The organism is Bradyrhizobium sp. 159 (assembly GCF_023073795.1).
Classification (GTDB): Bacteria; Pseudomonadota; Alphaproteobacteria; order Rhizobiales; family Xanthobacteraceae; genus Bradyrhizobium.
This window is the reverse complement of the sequence record NZ_JADPKE010000040.1, coordinates 1-14,511: the sequence shown is the minus strand read 5'-3', so window position 1 is coordinate 14,511 and position 14,511 is coordinate 1. Positions and strand designations below refer to the sequence as shown.

The window sequence follows — 14,511 nt, the reverse complement described above, 5'->3', positions numbered from 1 at the left end:
TCGAAAATCACTTAGCGGGGCGCCCTGCCCTCAAGGCCTCAGGCGGGGCGCCAATGCCCGGCCGCGAAGGCCGGGCACGACAGGTCGAATTACTCGGCCGCTTCCGACGTCGGCGCCGGTCCCATCTTGGAGTTGTGCAGGTCGACGTTGAGGCCGAGCGAGCGCATTTCCTTGACCAGCACGTTGAACGATTCCGGAATACCGGCCTCGAACGTGTCGTCGCCGCGCACGATCGCCTCGTACACCTTGGTGCGGCCGGCGACGTCGTCCGACTTCACCGTCAGCATCTCCTGGAGCGTGTACGCCGCGCCGTAAGCCTCGAGCGCCCACACCTCCATTTCGCCGAAGCGCTGGCCGCCGAACTGCGCCTTGCCGCCCAGTGGCTGCTGGGTGACGAGCGAGTACGGACCGATCGAACGCGCGTGGATCTTGTCGTCGACGAGATGGTGCAGCTTGAGCATGTAGATGTAGCCGACCGTCACCTTGCGATCGAACGGATCGCCGGTACGGCCGTCATAGACGGTCGACTGCCCCGAAGCGTCGAGACCGGCGAGCTTCAGCATCTCCTCGATGTCGGCTTCCTTGGCGCCGTCGAACACCGGCGTCGCAATCGGCACGCCGCGGCTCAGATTGTGGCCGAGCTCGATCAGTTCGCTGTCGTTGAGCGACTTGATCGTCTCGTCCTCGCCATAGACCTTCTTCAAGGTTTCCTTCAGCGGCTTGATGTCCTGCTTCGACAGGTAAGCATCGACCGTCTGGCCGATCCGCTTGCCAAGGCCGGCACAGGCCCAGCCGAGATGGGTCTCGAGAATCTGTCCGACGTTCATGCGCGAGGGCACGCCCAGCGGATTGAGCACGATGTCGGCATGCGTGCCGTCTTCGAGGAACGGCATGTCCTCGATCGGCACGATCTTGGACACCACGCCCTTGTTGCCGTGGCGGCCGGCCATCTTGTCGCCGGGCTGGATCTTGCGCTTCACCGCGACGAAGACCTTGACCATCTTCATCACGCCGGGCGGCAATTCGTCGCCGCGCTGAAGCTTCTCGACCTTGTCGAGGAAGCGCTGTTCCAGCCCCTTCTTCGACTCGTCGTACTGCTTCCGCATGGCCTCGATCTCGGCCATCAGCTTGTCGTTCGGCGAAGCGAACAGCCACCACTGCGACTTCGGGTACTCCTCGAGCACCGCACGGGTGATCTTGGTGTCCTTCTTGAAGCCCTTCGGACCGGCGATGCCCTGCCGCCCTTCGAGCAGCTCGGCAAGACGGTTGTAGACGTTGCGGTCGAGGATCGCCTGCTCGTCGTCGCGGTCCTTGGCCAGACGCTCGATCTCTTCCCGCTCGATCGCCAGCGCACGCTCGTCCTTGTCGACGCCGTGACGGTTGAACACGCGCACTTCGACGATGGTGCCCTGCACGCCCGGAGGAACGCGCAGCGAGGTGTCGCGAACGTCGGAAGCCTTCTCGCCGAAGATGGCGCGCAGGAGCTTCTCTTCCGGCGTCATCGGGCTTTCGCCCTTGGGCGTGATCTTGCCCACCAGGATGTCGCCGGCGCGCACTTCCGCACCAATGTAGACGATACCGGCTTCGTCGAGGTTCTTCAGCGCTTCTTCCGAGACGTTCGGAATGTCGCGGGTGATTTCCTCGGGCCCGAGCTTGGTGTCGCGGGCCATCACCTCGAACTCCTCGATGTGGATCGAGGTGAAGACGTCTTCCTTCACGATCCGTTCGGAGAGCAGGATCGAGTCTTCGAAGTTGTAGCCGTTCCACGGCATGAACGCGACCAGCACGTTGCGCCCCAGAGCGAGCTCGCCGAGATCGGTCGAGGGACCGTCGGCGATGATGTCGCCCTTCTTGACGACGTCGCCGACCTTCACCAGCGGACGCTGGTTGATGCAGGTCGACTGGTTGGAGCGCTGATACTTCATCAGCCGGTAGATATCGACGCCCGACTTGGTCGGATCGAGATCTTCGGTGGCGCGGATGACGACGCGGGTCGCGTCGATCTGGTCGATCACGCCCGAACGGCGCGCCGCGATCGCGGCACCCGAGTCACGCGCAACCACGCCTTCCATGCCGGTGCCGACGAACGGCGCCTCGGCGCGAACCAGCGGCACCGCCTGACGCTGCATGTTCGAGCCCATCAGCGCGCGGTTGGCGTCGTCGTTCTCGAGGAACGGGATCAGCGCCGCGGCCACCGAAACGAGCTGCTTCGGCGACACGTCCATGTAGTCGACCTTGTCAGGCGTCACCGGCAAGACTTCGCCGGCGTGACGGCAGACCACGAGGTCTTCGGTGAAGCGGCCCTTCGGGTCGAGCGGCACGTTGGCCTGCGCGACCGTGTAGCGGCCCTCCTCCATCGCCGAGAGGTACACGACCTCGTCGGTGACTCGGCCGTCCTTGACCTTGCGGTACGGCGTCTCGACGAAGCCGTACTTGTTCACGCGCGCGAAGGTCGCGAGCGAGTTGATCAGGCCGATGTTCGGGCCTTCCGGCGTCTCGATCGGGCAGATGCGGCCGTAATGCGTCGGATGCACGTCGCGCACCTCGAAGCCGGCACGCTCGCGGGTCAGACCGCCCGGTCCGAGCGCCGACAGGCGTCGCTTGTGGGTGATCTCGCTGAGCGGGTTGGTCTGGTCCATGAACTGCGAGAGCTGCGAGGAGCCGAAGAACTCGCGCACGGCGGCGGCCGCCGGCTTGGCGTTGATCAGGTCCTGCGGCATCACCGTGTCGATGTCGACCGAGGACATGCGCTCCTTGATCGCGCGCTCCATGCGCAGGAGGCCGATGCGGTACTGGTTCTCCATGAGCTCGCCGACCGAACGCACGCGGCGGTTGCCGAGATGGTCGATGTCGTCGATCTCGCCCTTGCCGTCGCGCAAATCCACCAGCGTCTTGATGACGGAGAGGATGTCTTCCTTGCGCAGGGTACGCTGAGTATCGGGCGCATCGAGGTCGAGGCGCATGTTCATCTTGACGCGGCCGACCGCGGAGAGGTCGTACCGCTCGGCGTCGAAGAACAGCGACTGGAACATGGCCTGCGCCGATTCCAGCGTCGGCGGCTCGCCCGGACGCATCACACGGTAGATGTCGAACAGCGCGTCCTCACGCGTCATGTTCTTGTCGGCCGAGAGCGTGTTGCGAATGTAGGGGCCGACATTGACGTGGTCGATGTCGAGCAGCGGCAGCTCCTTGTAGCCCTGCTCGTTGAGCGCCTTCATCAGCTTGTCGGTGATTTCCTCGCCGGCTTCAGCGTGGATCTCGCCCGTCTTCGGATTGACGAGGTCTTCGGCGACGTAGTTGCCGACCAGTTCCTCATCGGCCATGCGCAGCGCCTTCAGCCCCTTCTCTTGGAACTGGCGGGCGGCACGGACGGTGAGCTTCTTGCCGGCCTCGAGCACGACCTTGCCGGTATCCGCGTCGATCAGATCGTTGACGGTCGAGTAGCCGCGGAAGCGATTGGCGTCGAACGGAACGCGCCAGCCTTCCTTGGTCCGCTTGTAGAGGATCTTCTTGTAGAACGTGGACAGGATCGCCTCGCCGTCGAGGCCGAGCGCGAACATCAGCGACGTCACCGGAATCTTGCGGCGACGGTCGATACGCGCATAGACGATGTCCTTGGCGTCGAACTCGATGTCGAGCCAGGAGCCGCGGTACGGGATCACGCGGGCGGCGAACAGCAGCTTGCCCGAGGAATGGGTCTTGCCCTTGTCGTGGTCGAAGAACACGCCGGGCGAACGGTGCATCTGCGAGACGATGACGCGCTCGGTGCCGTTGACGATGAAGGTGCCGTTCATCGTCATGAGCGGGATGTCGCCCATGTAGACGTCCTGCTCCTTGATGTCCTTCACCGACTTCGCGCCGGTCTCCTCGTCGATATCGAATACGATGAGGCGCAGCGTTACCTTGAGCGGAGCCGCGAAGGTCATGCCGCGCTGGCGGCACTCGTCGACGTCGTATTTCGGCTGCTCGAACTCGTAGCGGACGAATTCCAGCATCGAGGTGCCCGAGAAGTCGGAGATCGGAAACACCGAGCGGAACACCGCCTGCAGACCCTCGTCAAGACGGCCGCCCGGCGGTTCGTCGACCATCAGGAACTGGTCATACGACGCCTTCTGAACCTCGATGAGGTTCGGCATCTCGGCGACTTCCTTGATGTGTCCGAAGAACTTGCGAACGCGTTTGCGACCGGTGAATGTCTGCTGCGCCATCGTGGCCTCTCATTTCGTCGCCCGCTTGGGCGCGCCGTCCGGAACGCGGCTGCCGCCGCTCCCGGGTTGAATTTTTCGAACCCGTCTTGGGGGCCAAAAGCTCAGTTCAGGCGGGAATGTCCTGAATCTGTTCTTCAGACCTTCAAAACGCAAAACGACGCGCGGGGCGCAGAAGCGCGCCCGCCCGTCACAACGATTGTCTTCACGGACTGCAAAAGCCCGAAATAGCCTGCTCTCCCAACGGCTTACAGGGAAATCCGGCATCCCTGCCCACCGCGCTTTCGTGCTGCCGACCCGATATGGGGCGACAATAGTGGAGATTCGAGGGGTAAACCCTCAAATCCCCACACTTTTTCGTGTTCGGCCTGCGTCGGGACGTTCCGTCGCACGCCTTTTGCATCCGGCTCACCCCTTCGATGAGGAGCGGACCAAGACCCCGGGTCGCGCTGATGCTCGCCCGGGACCTCACCAGCAAGCTGCGCTTACTTGAGCTCGACCTTGGCGCCAGCCTTCTCGATCTGCGCCTTGATCTTCTCGGCTTCTTCCTTGTTCACGCCTTCCTTCAGCGGCTTGGGAGCACCCTCGACGAGGTCCTTTGCTTCCTTCAGGCCGAGACCGGTGATGGCGCGGACTTCCTTGATGACCTCGATCTTCTTGTCGCCAGCGCTGGCGAGAACGACCGTGAACTCGGTCTTCTCTTCCGCCGGAGCGGCAGCGGCGCCGCCAGCGGCCGGGCCGGCCACGGCGACAGCCGCGGCAGCCGAAACACCCCACTTCTCTTCGAGGAGCTTCGCGAGTTCGGCAGCTTCGAGCACGGTGAGGCTCGAGAGGTCGTCAACGATCTTCTGCAAGTCAGCCATTGTTCAGTTTCCTTACGTGTAAGTCTGGTTCGGGTTTGAGTTTTGCGAAGGGTGTCAGGCCGCTTCGCCCTTTGAGGCATGAGCCTGGATGACGCGCGCGAGCTTGCCCGCGGGCGCGTTGGCGAGCTGAGCGAGCTTGGTCGCCGGGGCCACGATGAGGCCGACGATCTTGCCGCGCAGTTCGTCAAGCGACGGCAGCGAGGCAAGCGCCTTCACCCCGTCGACATTCAGGACGGTCTTGCCCATCGAGCCGCCGACGATGACGAACTTTTCGTTCGCCTTGGCGAATTCGATGGCGACCTTTGGCGCCGCTACCGGATCGTTGGAAGTCGCGATCACGGTCGGCCCCTTCAGCATGGGGCCGATGGCAACGACGTCAGTGCCTTCAAGAGCAATTTTGGCGAGACGGTTCTTCGAGACCTTCACCGAGGCGCCAGCCTGCTTCATCTGCGTGCGCAGCTTCTGCATCTGGGCAACGGTGAGGCCGGAATATTGAGCAACGATCGCGACGCTCGTGGTCTTGAAGACCTCGTTGAGCTGTTCGACCGCTTCCTTTTTTGCCGCTCGTTCCACAGCAAGCTCTCTCCGGTTGGCGGTCATCGCGAGAAGCGGGACCGCCGGGTTGCACCCATCGTCCCGCCCAAACCTGAACCTCCGGGCCAAACCCATCGGACACGCCGGGCAAGACGACAATTCAAAGCCTGCCCTCCGGGAGCCCATGAGGCCCACGGCGTGTCGAGGTCCGAACCAGACCCCGTTTCGCGAAGCCAGTTTTGAAGCTGGGGCGCGAAGTGAAATCCGGTCTTCACCCGTCTATGCAGGCCATGCGATTAAGCCGTTGAGAAATCGAAATTCCCCGCGGACGCCTGCAGTCTTGGACAGGACAAGGTCAGCCGGCGAACCGTCCGACCTCTGTCCGCATTCCACCAAATGACGGGCTCTCTTTCCTTGTCCGGAAAATCCTTACGGACGTCCTGGAAAGGAATGATCTCCTGTCGTGTCGGGTTTTCGGAATGCGAGCACGAACGCGCCAGCCGAGGCCGGCACGTCCGGAAGCGGTTCTTTAACCGCTCGGAGCCGGCTTGCCAAGAGCAAAATTCGCACCAGTTCCAAGCCGCTGCCGCAAGCGTTTGACCAATTAGGGCAGAGAAGGATCGATTCAGGCCTTTTTGACCTCATAGGGCAGCGGCCTGCCATCGAAAAACGCGGTCAGGTTGGCCAGCACGCAATTCTGCATGGCGACGTGCGATTCGAGGGTATGGCCGCCGAGATGGGGGGCGAGCACCACATTGGGCAGCGCGGTTAGCGCGTCGGGCGCGTGCGGTTCCCTCTCATAGACGTCGAGGCCGGCGCCGGCGATGGTCTTGTCGGTCAGCGCCGCGACCAGGGCCTTCTCGTCGATGACCGAGCCGCGGGAGATGTTGATGACATACCCGTCCGCGCCAAGGCGCCTCAGGATGTCGGCGCTGACGACGTGCTGGGTCTCGGCCCCTGCCCGGACCGCAATCATCAGCACGCTGCACCAGTCGGCGAGTCCTTCCAGCGACGGGAAATATTGATACGGCAAATCGTATTTGGTGCGGCTGAAATAGCCGACTTCGCTCTCGAAAGCGGCGCAGCGCGCCGCGATCTTGCGGCCGATCTCACCCATGCCGTAGACGCCGATGCGGCGGCCGGGCATGCCCGTCTGTGGCCGCATCATCGGCGAGGGTTTTGACGCCGCCCAATCGCCGCTGCGGACATATTGGTCGGCAGCCAGGATCCGCCGCGTCGTCGCCAGCATCAGGGTCATCGCAATATCGGCGACCGAAGCTGCGTTGGCACCCGGACTGTGGCCGACCGCAACGTTGCGCGCGGCGGCCGCCTCCAAGTCGACGCCGTCATAGCCGGTGCCGTAGCAGACGATCGCACCGAGCTTGGGAAACAGGTCCATCGCCTCCGCTCCCAGCGGGGTGCCGCCTGCCGTCAGTACCGCGCGGATGCCGCCGAGCTCGTCGGCCGAAAACACCTCGCGCGCGGGCTTGCCGCCAGTGTCGAGCAGTTCGAAGCGCTCGGCGAAAAGCACCATCATCGTCTTGGGAAAGCGGGAGTAGATCAGGACCTTGTCAGCCATTGTTCTTGTTTCCCGTGAACGCGGTCACAAACGACGAGGGGCGGAATCGGTTGCCCAATTCCGCCCCTCGCCTCATGCAATTTGCAAATCTCAGCCGAGGCAAGCCTTAGCCGAGGATGGTGCCCGGCTCGACCTTCACGCCGGGGCCCATCGTCGAGGACACCGCAACGCGCTGGATGTAGGTGCCCTTGGAGCCGGCCGGCTTCGCCTTGGAGACGGCGTCTGCCAGGGCCTTGATGTTCTCAACCAGCTTCTCCTCGGAGAACGACGCCTTGCCGACGCCGGCCTGCAGGATGCCGGCCTTCTCGACACGGAACTCGACCGAGCCACCCTTGGCACCCTTCACCGCGCCGGTGACATCCATGGTCACCGTGCCGATCTTCGGGTTCGGCATCAGGCCGCGCGGGCCGAGCACCTTACCGAGGCGGCCGACCAGCGGCATCATGTCGGGGGTGGCGATGCAGCGGTCGAAATCGATCGAGCCGTTCTGCACCTTCTCGACCAGGTCCTCGGCGCCGACGACGTCAGCACCCGCCGCCTTTGCCTCGTCGGCCTTGGCGCCACGGGCGAACACGCCGACGCGGAGCGTACGGCCGGTGCCGTTCGGCAGGGTCACGACGCCGCGAACCATCTGGTCGGCGTGACGCGGATCGACGCCGAGATTGATCGCGACCTCGATGGTCTCGTCGAACTTCGCCTTGGCGCGTTCCTTGACCATCTTGATCGCGTCCGCGAGCGGGTAAAGCTTTTCGCGATCAATGCCTTCGCGGGCTTTGTTCAAACGCTTTCCGATTGCCATGACCGCTTACCCCGCAACTTCCAGACCCATCGAACGGGCGGAGCCCTCGACCATCTTCATGGCCGATTCGATGCTGTCGCAATTCAAGTCCTTCATCTTCTTCTCGGCGATCTCGCGCACCTGCGCCTTGGTCACCTTGCCCGCCTTGTCACGGCCCGGTGCTTTCGAGCCGGACTGAATCTTGGCGGCCTGCTTGAGGAAGTAGGACATCGGCGGCGTCTTCATCTCGAAAGTGAAGGAACGGTCCGCATAGATGGTAATGACCACCGGGATTGGGGTGTTCTTCTCTTCCTTCTGGGTCTGCGCGTTGAACGCCTTGCAGAACTCCATGATGTTGAGACCGCGCTGACCGAGCGCGGGACCGATCGGGGGCGAAGGATTCGCCGCACCGGCCGGGACCTGAAGCTTCAGGTATCCGGTCACTTTCTTTGCCATGTATCACTCCTGTTGTGCCGGCATGTCCGCCGGCGGTTTCAGGTTCGTGGTCTGGGTCGGATGCGGCTGGCAACCGCCCTCTCCCTCCCACGGCCTCTTGCTGCGCAAGACCGAAGTCTCACGCCTACCCGGTCAGACCTTCTCGACCTGACCGAATTCCAGTTCGACCGGCGTGGCGCGGCCGAAGATCGACACCGCGACCTTCACGCGCGAGCGCGCCTCGTCGATTTCCTCGACCACACCCGAGAACGAGGCGAACGGGCCGTCGGCCACGCGCACGTTCTCGCCGATTTCGAACGAGACCGACGCCTTCGGCCGTTCCACGCCCTCCTGCACCTGATGCAGGATGCGCATGGCCTCGGCTTCCGAGATCGGCATCGGCTTGTTCTCGGCGCCGAGGAATCCCGTCACCTTCGGCGTGTTCTTGATCAGATGGAACGCCTCGTCGGTCAGCTTCATCTTCACCAGCACATAGCCGGGGAAGAACTTGCGCTCGGCGTCGATCTTGCGGCCGCGGCGCACTTCCGTGACCTTCTCGGTCGGCACCAGTACCAGGTCGAACAGCTCCTCGAGCCCGCGCTGCTTGGCCTGCTCGCGGATCGATTCGGCGACCTTCTTCTCGAAGTTCGAATAGGCGTGGACGATGTACCAGCGCTTGTCGGACACTTGAGCGGTTGCTGTTGCCATCAGTGGATGCCCAGAAGGAAGGTGATGAGGTAACGGATGATCTGGTCGGCGGCGAAGAAGAAGACCGAGGCCACGGCAACCATGACGAACACCATGATGGTGGTGATCGTGGTCTCACGACGGGTCGGCCAGGTGACCTTGGCGGTCTCCGAGCGCACTTCCTGCAAGAACTTGAACGGGCTGACTGCCATCGTTTGATGTCCAACGTCCGTCGCAAGACGGCTACTGATTTCAAAGGGATCCGAACAGCCGCCTTTGGCCCAGCCCTCGTCTGAAGGATGAGCCGGAAACCGGGCTCGATTGTTCGGGGATTTCAAAGCCGCGCCGGAAATCCGCGTCTAACGGGCCGGCTGCGAGTGCGGGGTAAATACTGCGGATGGGGCCAAAGGTCAAGATATGGGGACGGCTTGCGCGGCAAGCGAGCGGATCGAGCCGCCTAATTGATTTTGCTGGCAGGAGTGGCAGGGCTCGAACCTGCGACCCCCGGTTTTGGAGACCGGTGCTCTACCAATTGAGCTACACTCCTACAGACCCCGCGTCGCCTTAGGATCAGGGCCGCTTTCAAGCACAGGGGACGGCCGGTTTGCAAGGGTGAACCGCGCCGGCTTCGCTTGTTTGTGCCGGGGTTTTGGGGCCACAGTCCATTCCAGATAATCAAGAGCAACCGGGAGCGCCCATGACCGCCACAGCCGCCCAACACGCCACGATCGCGCCGCAGACCCCGCCTCTGCCGGAAGCCCGCCCCGAGACGCTCGGGCTGTCGCGTCCCCGCCTCCAGGCCATGTCGGACGCCTTCAAGCGCGAGATCGACAGGGGAACCGTTCTCGGCGTCACCGTGCTGGTGGCCCGCCGCGGCCAAATCGGCTGGTTCGAGGCACTGGGACGGCAGAGCCCGACGGGCGCGGCGCCGATGGCGCGCGATTCGATCTTCCGGATCTTCTCGATGACCAAGCCGATTGTCTCGGTCGCTATCATGGCGCTGATCGAGGATGGCCATCTCCTTCTCAGCGACGCGGTCGCCAAGTTCATTCCGGAGTTCGCCGAGCAAAAGGTCGGCGTGGTCAGCGGCGGCCGGCTCAACCTGGTTCCGCCGAGGCGGCCGATGACGGTGCAGGACCTGCTCCGTCACACCTCGGGCCTGACCTACGAGCACCAGGGCGACGGCCCGGTGCACAAGCTCTACCAGGAGTCCCGCGTCCGCAGCCGCAAGATCACCAATGCCGAGCACGCCGCGCTGGTGGCGAGCTTTCCGTTGATCTGCCATCCCGGCGACGAGTTCAACTACAGCCGCTCCACCGACATCCTCGGCCGCATCGTCGAAGTCGTCAGCGGCAAGTCGCTCGGCGCGTACCTCGCCGAACGCGTCCTCGCGCCCTTGCAGATGGCCGAGACCGGCTTTGCGACGCCCGAGACCAATTCCGGCCGCCTCGCCGAACCGTTCGCGGCCGATCCCTGGACCGGCGACAAGGTCGCGCTCTTCAACATGCTCGAGCAGCCGGTGATGGAGTCCGGCGGTGGCGGGCTGGTCTCGACCACGATGGATTATGCGCGCTTCTGCCTGATGCTGCGCAACGGCGGCACGCTCGACGGCAACAGGATCATCGGCCGTAAGACGCTGGAGCTGATGGCGTCCGATCATCTCGGGCCGCATGTTGCAACAAATGGCACGCTGCTGTCGCCCGGCCACGGCTTCGGTCTCGGCTTTGCCGTGCGCCGCGAGGCCGGCATCGCGCCCTTCCCCGGCAGCGTCGGCCAGTATTTCTGGAGCGGCATTGCGGGCACGTTCTTCTGGATCGATCCGAAGGAGGATCTGTTCGCGGTGTTCATGAGCCAAGGCCCGGGCCAACGCGACTATACGCGTACGCTGGTGCGGGATCTGGTTTACGCGGCGGTGGAGTGACCCGAAGGGTCATTCCGGGGCGATGCAAAGCATCGAACTATGGTGCGCAATTGCGCACCTGAGAATCTCGCGATCCCGGGTTCACGCTTCGCGTGCCCCGGGATCACGCCAAAGCCTCAACTGATCGTCGCGCCGCCGTCGATCACCATGGTCTGCCCGGTCATGAAGTCGCCGGCCTTCGAGCCGAGGAACACCGCCGCGCCCGCGATCTCGTCTGGCATGCCGATGCGCAAGAGAGGCGAGCGCGAGGTCGAGGCTTTCAGATTCTCCGGATTGTCCCACAGCGCTTTCGCAAAGTCGGTCTTGATCAGGCCGGGCGCGATGCAGTTCACGCGGATATTGTGCTTGCCGTATTCGCAGGCGAGGTTGCGCGCGAGCTGCATGTCGGCGGCTTTCGAGATCGCGTAGGCACCGAGGATGGTCGAGCCCTTGAGGCCGCCGATCGACGAGACGATGATGATCGAGCCGTCCTTGCGCTCGATCATCTGCGGCACCACCATCGAGATCAGCCAATTGTTGGCGACGATGTTGTTGTCGAGGATTTTTCTGAACTGATCATCGGAGATGCCGGCGAGCGGACCGTAGTACGGGTTCGACGCCGCGTTGCAGACCAGCACGTCGATCTTGCCGAAAGCGCGGTTGCTCTCGTCGACGAGGTTTTGCAGATTCTCTTTCGAGGAGATGTTGGCGGCGATCGCGACCGCGGTGCCCTTGCCGAATCTATCGTTGATGCTATTGGCCACCTGCTCGCAAACGTCGGCCTTGCGCGAGGAGATCACCACCTTAGCGCCGTGCTCGGCCATACGCTCGGCGATCGCGAGCCCGATGCCGCGGGTCGAGCCGGTGATGACGGCAACTTTCCCCTTCATGTCGAACAAGGTCATGTTTCTCTCCCAGAGTATGATTTGACTTGGCTTTGAACCTTACGCCGCAGCCGCGCGGCCGGACAACGGCTCACGCAAGCTTCTTGACTTCCGGTCCCGCAGGCTGGTGCATCGCTGCGTGCGCAGCATCGGCGATCCACGGCTGCTGGTTCACCATCGGCAACCGCCAGACCGTGCGCTTGGGGCTTGCGAAATGATCGAGCCGCGTCACCGAGCAATTGTCGATATCGAATGCGAGCCCCTGCTCCGGCAAGCCGCCGAGCGCAAGGCCTACGGCCGCCTTGATGGTGCCACCATGCGCGACCGCGATGATGTCCTGCCCGGCCGCTTCCACATTGATCCGTTCGATGGTGCGCCGCGTGCGATTATAGAGGTCCATGAAACTTTCGCCGCCGGGCGCGGGCTCGTTGATGTCGGCGAACCAGCTGGCGCCGACGGGGCGGCTCGCGATGAACTCGGCGCGGTTCATGCCCTGCCAGCGGCCGAGATTCTGCTCGGCGAGATCCGCTTCCCATTTCATCGACGCAGGCCGTGGAAAGCCTGTTGCCCAGATCGCCTCGGCCGTCTGATGTGTGCGCATTAGATTGCTCGAATACCAGACTGCGTTGCGTGGCAGCACCTTGGCAACAGCGTTGAACACATAGGTGTCGCTGATGTCGCAGGCGATGTCGGACTGGCCGTAGATGTTGCCGCCGTCATCGCGCACCGGCGCGTGCCGGACCCACCACCACCGTGTCGTGACCACATTCGGCTTGTCTGCGCCTGCCATCGAAACCCTTCCATCCCGCGTGATGTCGCTGTACGTCAGTAGCGAACGTGTCTCAAGACACTTTGCCGTTTGAAATGTTGTTTGAAATTCCGTCGCGCGGCAAGGGCCGCGTGCGAGCCAAAGGGAGAAGCGCATGGGCCGCTTGCAAGGCAAATCCGTCATCATCACCGGCGCCGGCAGCGGCATCGGCCGCGCCGCTGCGCTGCTTTTCACCAGGGAAGGCGCAAAGCTCATCGCCGTCGATCGCACCGAAGCGGTGAAGGAGACCGTCGAGGAGATCAAGAACGCCGGTGGCATCGCGGAAGCCATGATCGCGGATGCCGGCTCCGAGACGGACGTCATCGCAATGATCGACAAGGCCGTGAAGGCGCATGGCCGGCTCGACGTGATCTGGGCCAATGCCGGCATCTCGGGCGGGCTCATCCCGCTCGCCGAGCAGACGGTGGAGCACTGGCAGGAGATTTTGCGCGTCAACCTCATCGGGCCGTTCCTCGCGGTGAAATACGCGATGCCGCACATGGTCAAGCAACAGTCCGGCGCGATCGTGCTGACGGCGTCCGTCGCCGGCCTCAAGGCCGGCGCCAGCGGACATCCCTATGCGGCGAGCAAGGCGGGCGTGATCAGCCTGGTGCAGACCACAGCCTATTCGCTCACCGGCACCGGCGTGCGCATCAACGCGGTGTGCCCCGGCCTGATCGAGACCGGCATGACCAAACCGATCTTCGACCGCGCCAAGGAGCGCGGCACTCAAGACAAGATCGGCCAGCTCAACCCGCTCAAGCGCCCCGGCCAGCCGCACGAGCTCGCGGCGATGGGACTGTTTTTGGCCAGCGACGAGGCCTCGTACGTGAATGGTCAGGCATTCCCCGTCGACGGCGGCCTGACGGCATCGATGCCGTATACGGGCAAGCCGGTTTAACTGAAGGTCTCGTGTCCCGGACGCGACGCAGCGCGCAAGCGATGTGGCGCAGAGCCGGGACCCAGCAGGCCACCGCACTAGCGGATGGGCCCCGGCTCGGCAGCGCACCGCTGAAGAAGCGCTGCGCTGCGTCCAGGGCACGAGCGGAGAGTTTTGTCGCGCGCCTGTATCAACATCGTCATTGCGAGCGCAGCGAAGCAATCCAGAATCTATCCGCGGATACATTTTTGGATTGCTTCGCTGCGCTCGCAATGACGGAGTGTGGGGTGATGGCATCGCGCTTTCAATTCGCTTTCAATTGCAGACACACCTTCGCATCTTCGCGGCTTGTTCGCCCGAGCTCTGCTTCGATGCCTTGCCCTCTCATGAAAGAGGGCGCAGGGAAGACCGGGAGCCGGTTGGCTCCCATGGGCCGCCATGCCAAGAGCAGATTGCGTGTGCTTCATGCATAGCGGACAACAGGGCAACCGGAGACATCCCGGCCTTCCCTGCGCGGATGGTTGGAACGGCTTATGGCGCGCTCTTGTGTCTGGGAAATCTGCCAGAATGTGCAAACGGGCGGTTCTCGCAAAACCGCCCGTTGCTGGATCTGAGCCCGGTCGCGCTCAAAGGCCGTGAGCCTGTCGGGGAGCGAGGGACAGATCCGGTGGTCTTCCTCAACCCGAACAGTTGCATGGGCTTCGAGCCCGGACCGAGCAAGGAAGGGATTGGATGATGGCACAAAACGATCTTGTTGTCGCCGGTATCGACGTGGCCAAGGACAAGGTGGATGTGTGTATTCGATCATTGTCGCAACGGCGGACGTTCGCGAGCACGGCAGAGGGACGGCGAATGCTGATCCGTTGGCTTCGCAAGTACAAGGTCACTAAAGCAGCGATGGAAGCGTCCGGCGGCTATGAGCGAGAGTGGGTCAAGGCGCTGCGCGAGGCCGATATCG

The 14,511-nt window shown here is 63.3% G+C and carries 13 protein-coding genes and 1 tRNA gene; 3 read left to right on the top strand and 11 right to left on the bottom strand.

The window, feature by feature from the left end; all coding sequences use genetic code 11:
- Positions 1-89: 89 nt before the first annotated feature.
- From rpoB to IVA96_RS08505, 9 genes are all read right to left on the bottom strand, one after another.
- Positions 90-4,208, bottom strand: a complete 4,119-nt coding sequence (gene rpoB / locus IVA96_RS08545) for a DNA-directed RNA polymerase subunit beta (protein WP_247279357.1) — start codon at positions 4,206-4,208, stop codon at positions 90-92.
- A gap of 482 nt (positions 4,209-4,690) precedes the next feature.
- Entirely contained in the window at positions 4,691-5,068 is a 378-nt protein-coding gene (rplL, locus tag IVA96_RS08540) for a 50S ribosomal protein L7/L12 (RefSeq protein WP_124157674.1), read from the bottom strand.
- Positions 5,069-5,122: 54 nt separating this feature from the next.
- Positions 5,123-5,641 (bottom strand): 50S ribosomal protein L10, encoded by a 519-nt coding sequence (rplJ, locus tag IVA96_RS08535; RefSeq protein WP_247279356.1) that lies wholly within the window; start codon positions 5,639-5,641, stop codon positions 5,123-5,125.
- Positions 5,642-6,227: 586 nt separating this feature from the next.
- Positions 6,228-7,181, bottom strand: a complete 954-nt coding sequence (locus IVA96_RS08530; protein ID WP_247279355.1) for a 2-hydroxyacid dehydrogenase — start codon at positions 7,179-7,181, stop codon at positions 6,228-6,230.
- Positions 7,182-7,287: 106 nt separating this feature from the next.
- The gene (gene rplA, locus IVA96_RS08525) at positions 7,288-7,980 is read right to left on the bottom strand and encodes a 50S ribosomal protein L1 (RefSeq protein WP_018647230.1); all 693 of its coding nucleotides are present in this window, start codon (positions 7,978-7,980) and stop codon (positions 7,288-7,290) included.
- Positions 7,981-7,986: 6 nt separating this feature from the next.
- The gene (gene rplK / locus IVA96_RS08520; RefSeq protein ID WP_012045056.1) at positions 7,987-8,415 is read right to left on the bottom strand and encodes a 50S ribosomal protein L11; all 429 of its coding nucleotides are present in this window, start codon (positions 8,413-8,415) and stop codon (positions 7,987-7,989) included.
- A 132-nt stretch (positions 8,416-8,547) separates the two neighbouring features.
- A complete protein-coding gene (gene nusG, locus IVA96_RS08515; RefSeq protein ID WP_247279354.1) occupies positions 8,548-9,102 on the bottom strand; it encodes a transcription termination/antitermination protein NusG in 555 nt (184 codons plus the stop codon).
- Entirely contained in the window at positions 9,102-9,293 is a 192-nt protein-coding gene (gene secE, locus IVA96_RS08510; protein ID WP_027564420.1) for a preprotein translocase subunit SecE, read from the bottom strand. Before secE ends, nusG begins: the two co-directional genes overlap by 1 nt.
- 259 nt (positions 9,294-9,552) lie before the next feature.
- Positions 9,553-9,628, bottom strand: a tRNA-Trp gene (locus IVA96_RS08505).
- A 150-nt stretch (positions 9,629-9,778) separates the two neighbouring features.
- Here IVA96_RS08505 and IVA96_RS08500 point away from each other — a divergent pair.
- The gene (locus IVA96_RS08500; RefSeq protein ID WP_247279353.1) at positions 9,779-11,002 is read left to right on the top strand and encodes a serine hydrolase domain-containing protein; all 1,224 of its coding nucleotides are present in this window, start codon (positions 9,779-9,781) and stop codon (positions 11,000-11,002) included.
- A gap of 116 nt (positions 11,003-11,118) precedes the next feature.
- Here the strand turns inward: IVA96_RS08500 and IVA96_RS08495 are convergent, their stop codons facing one another.
- Both IVA96_RS08495 and IVA96_RS08490 read right to left on the bottom strand, forming a co-directional pair.
- Positions 11,119-11,886: an SDR family oxidoreductase gene (locus tag IVA96_RS08495; RefSeq protein ID WP_247279352.1), complete on the bottom strand. Its 768-nt coding sequence runs from the start codon at positions 11,884-11,886 to the stop codon at positions 11,119-11,121.
- Between the two features lie 70 nt (positions 11,887-11,956).
- Positions 11,957-12,655, bottom strand: coding sequence for a histidine phosphatase family protein (locus IVA96_RS08490; protein ID WP_247279351.1), 699 nt, complete (start codon positions 12,653-12,655; stop codon positions 11,957-11,959).
- A gap of 133 nt (positions 12,656-12,788) precedes the next feature.
- On the opposite strand from IVA96_RS08490, the gene IVA96_RS08485 reads away from it, so the two are divergent.
- Complete coding sequence (locus IVA96_RS08485) at positions 12,789-13,574, top strand: SDR family oxidoreductase (RefSeq protein WP_247279350.1); 786 nt, start codon at positions 12,789-12,791, stop codon at positions 13,572-13,574.
- Between the two features lie 711 nt (positions 13,575-14,285).
- On the top strand, positions 14,286-14,511 hold a 226-nt coding region (locus tag IVA96_RS08480), incomplete at its 3' end, for an IS110 family transposase (RefSeq protein WP_247416820.1).

Bases quoted from the DNA above. Each gene is read 5' to 3' on its own strand.
- rpoB (WP_247279357.1), bottom strand. From the start codon at position 4,208: ATGGCGCAGCAGACATTCACCGGTCGCAAACGCGTTCGCAAGTTCTTC.
- rplL (WP_124157674.1), bottom strand. From the start codon at position 5,068: ATGGCTGACTTGCAGAAGATCGTTGACGACCTCTCGAGCCTCACCGTG.
- IVA96_RS08530 (WP_247279355.1), bottom strand. From the start codon at position 7,181: ATGGCTGACAAGGTCCTGATCTACTCCCGCTTTCCCAAGACGATGATG.
- rplA (WP_018647230.1), bottom strand. From the start codon at position 7,980: ATGGCAATCGGAAAGCGTTTGAACAAAGCCCGCGAAGGCATTGATCGC.
- rplK (WP_012045056.1), bottom strand. From the start codon at position 8,415: ATGGCAAAGAAAGTGACCGGATACCTGAAGCTTCAGGTCCCGGCCGGT.
- nusG (WP_247279354.1), bottom strand. From the start codon at position 9,102: ATGGCAACAGCAACCGCTCAAGTGTCCGACAAGCGCTGGTACATCGTC.
- secE (WP_027564420.1), bottom strand. From the start codon at position 9,293: ATGGCAGTCAGCCCGTTCAAGTTCTTGCAGGAAGTGCGCTCGGAGACC.
- IVA96_RS08500 (WP_247279353.1), top strand. From the start codon at position 9,779: ATGACCGCCACAGCCGCCCAACACGCCACGATCGCGCCGCAGACCCCG.
- IVA96_RS08495 (WP_247279352.1), bottom strand. From the start codon at position 11,886: ATGACCTTGTTCGACATGAAGGGGAAAGTTGCCGTCATCACCGGCTCG.
- IVA96_RS08490 (WP_247279351.1), bottom strand. From the start codon at position 12,655: ATGGCAGGCGCAGACAAGCCGAATGTGGTCACGACACGGTGGTGGTGG.
- IVA96_RS08485 (WP_247279350.1), top strand. From the start codon at position 12,789: ATGGGCCGCTTGCAAGGCAAATCCGTCATCATCACCGGCGCCGGCAGC.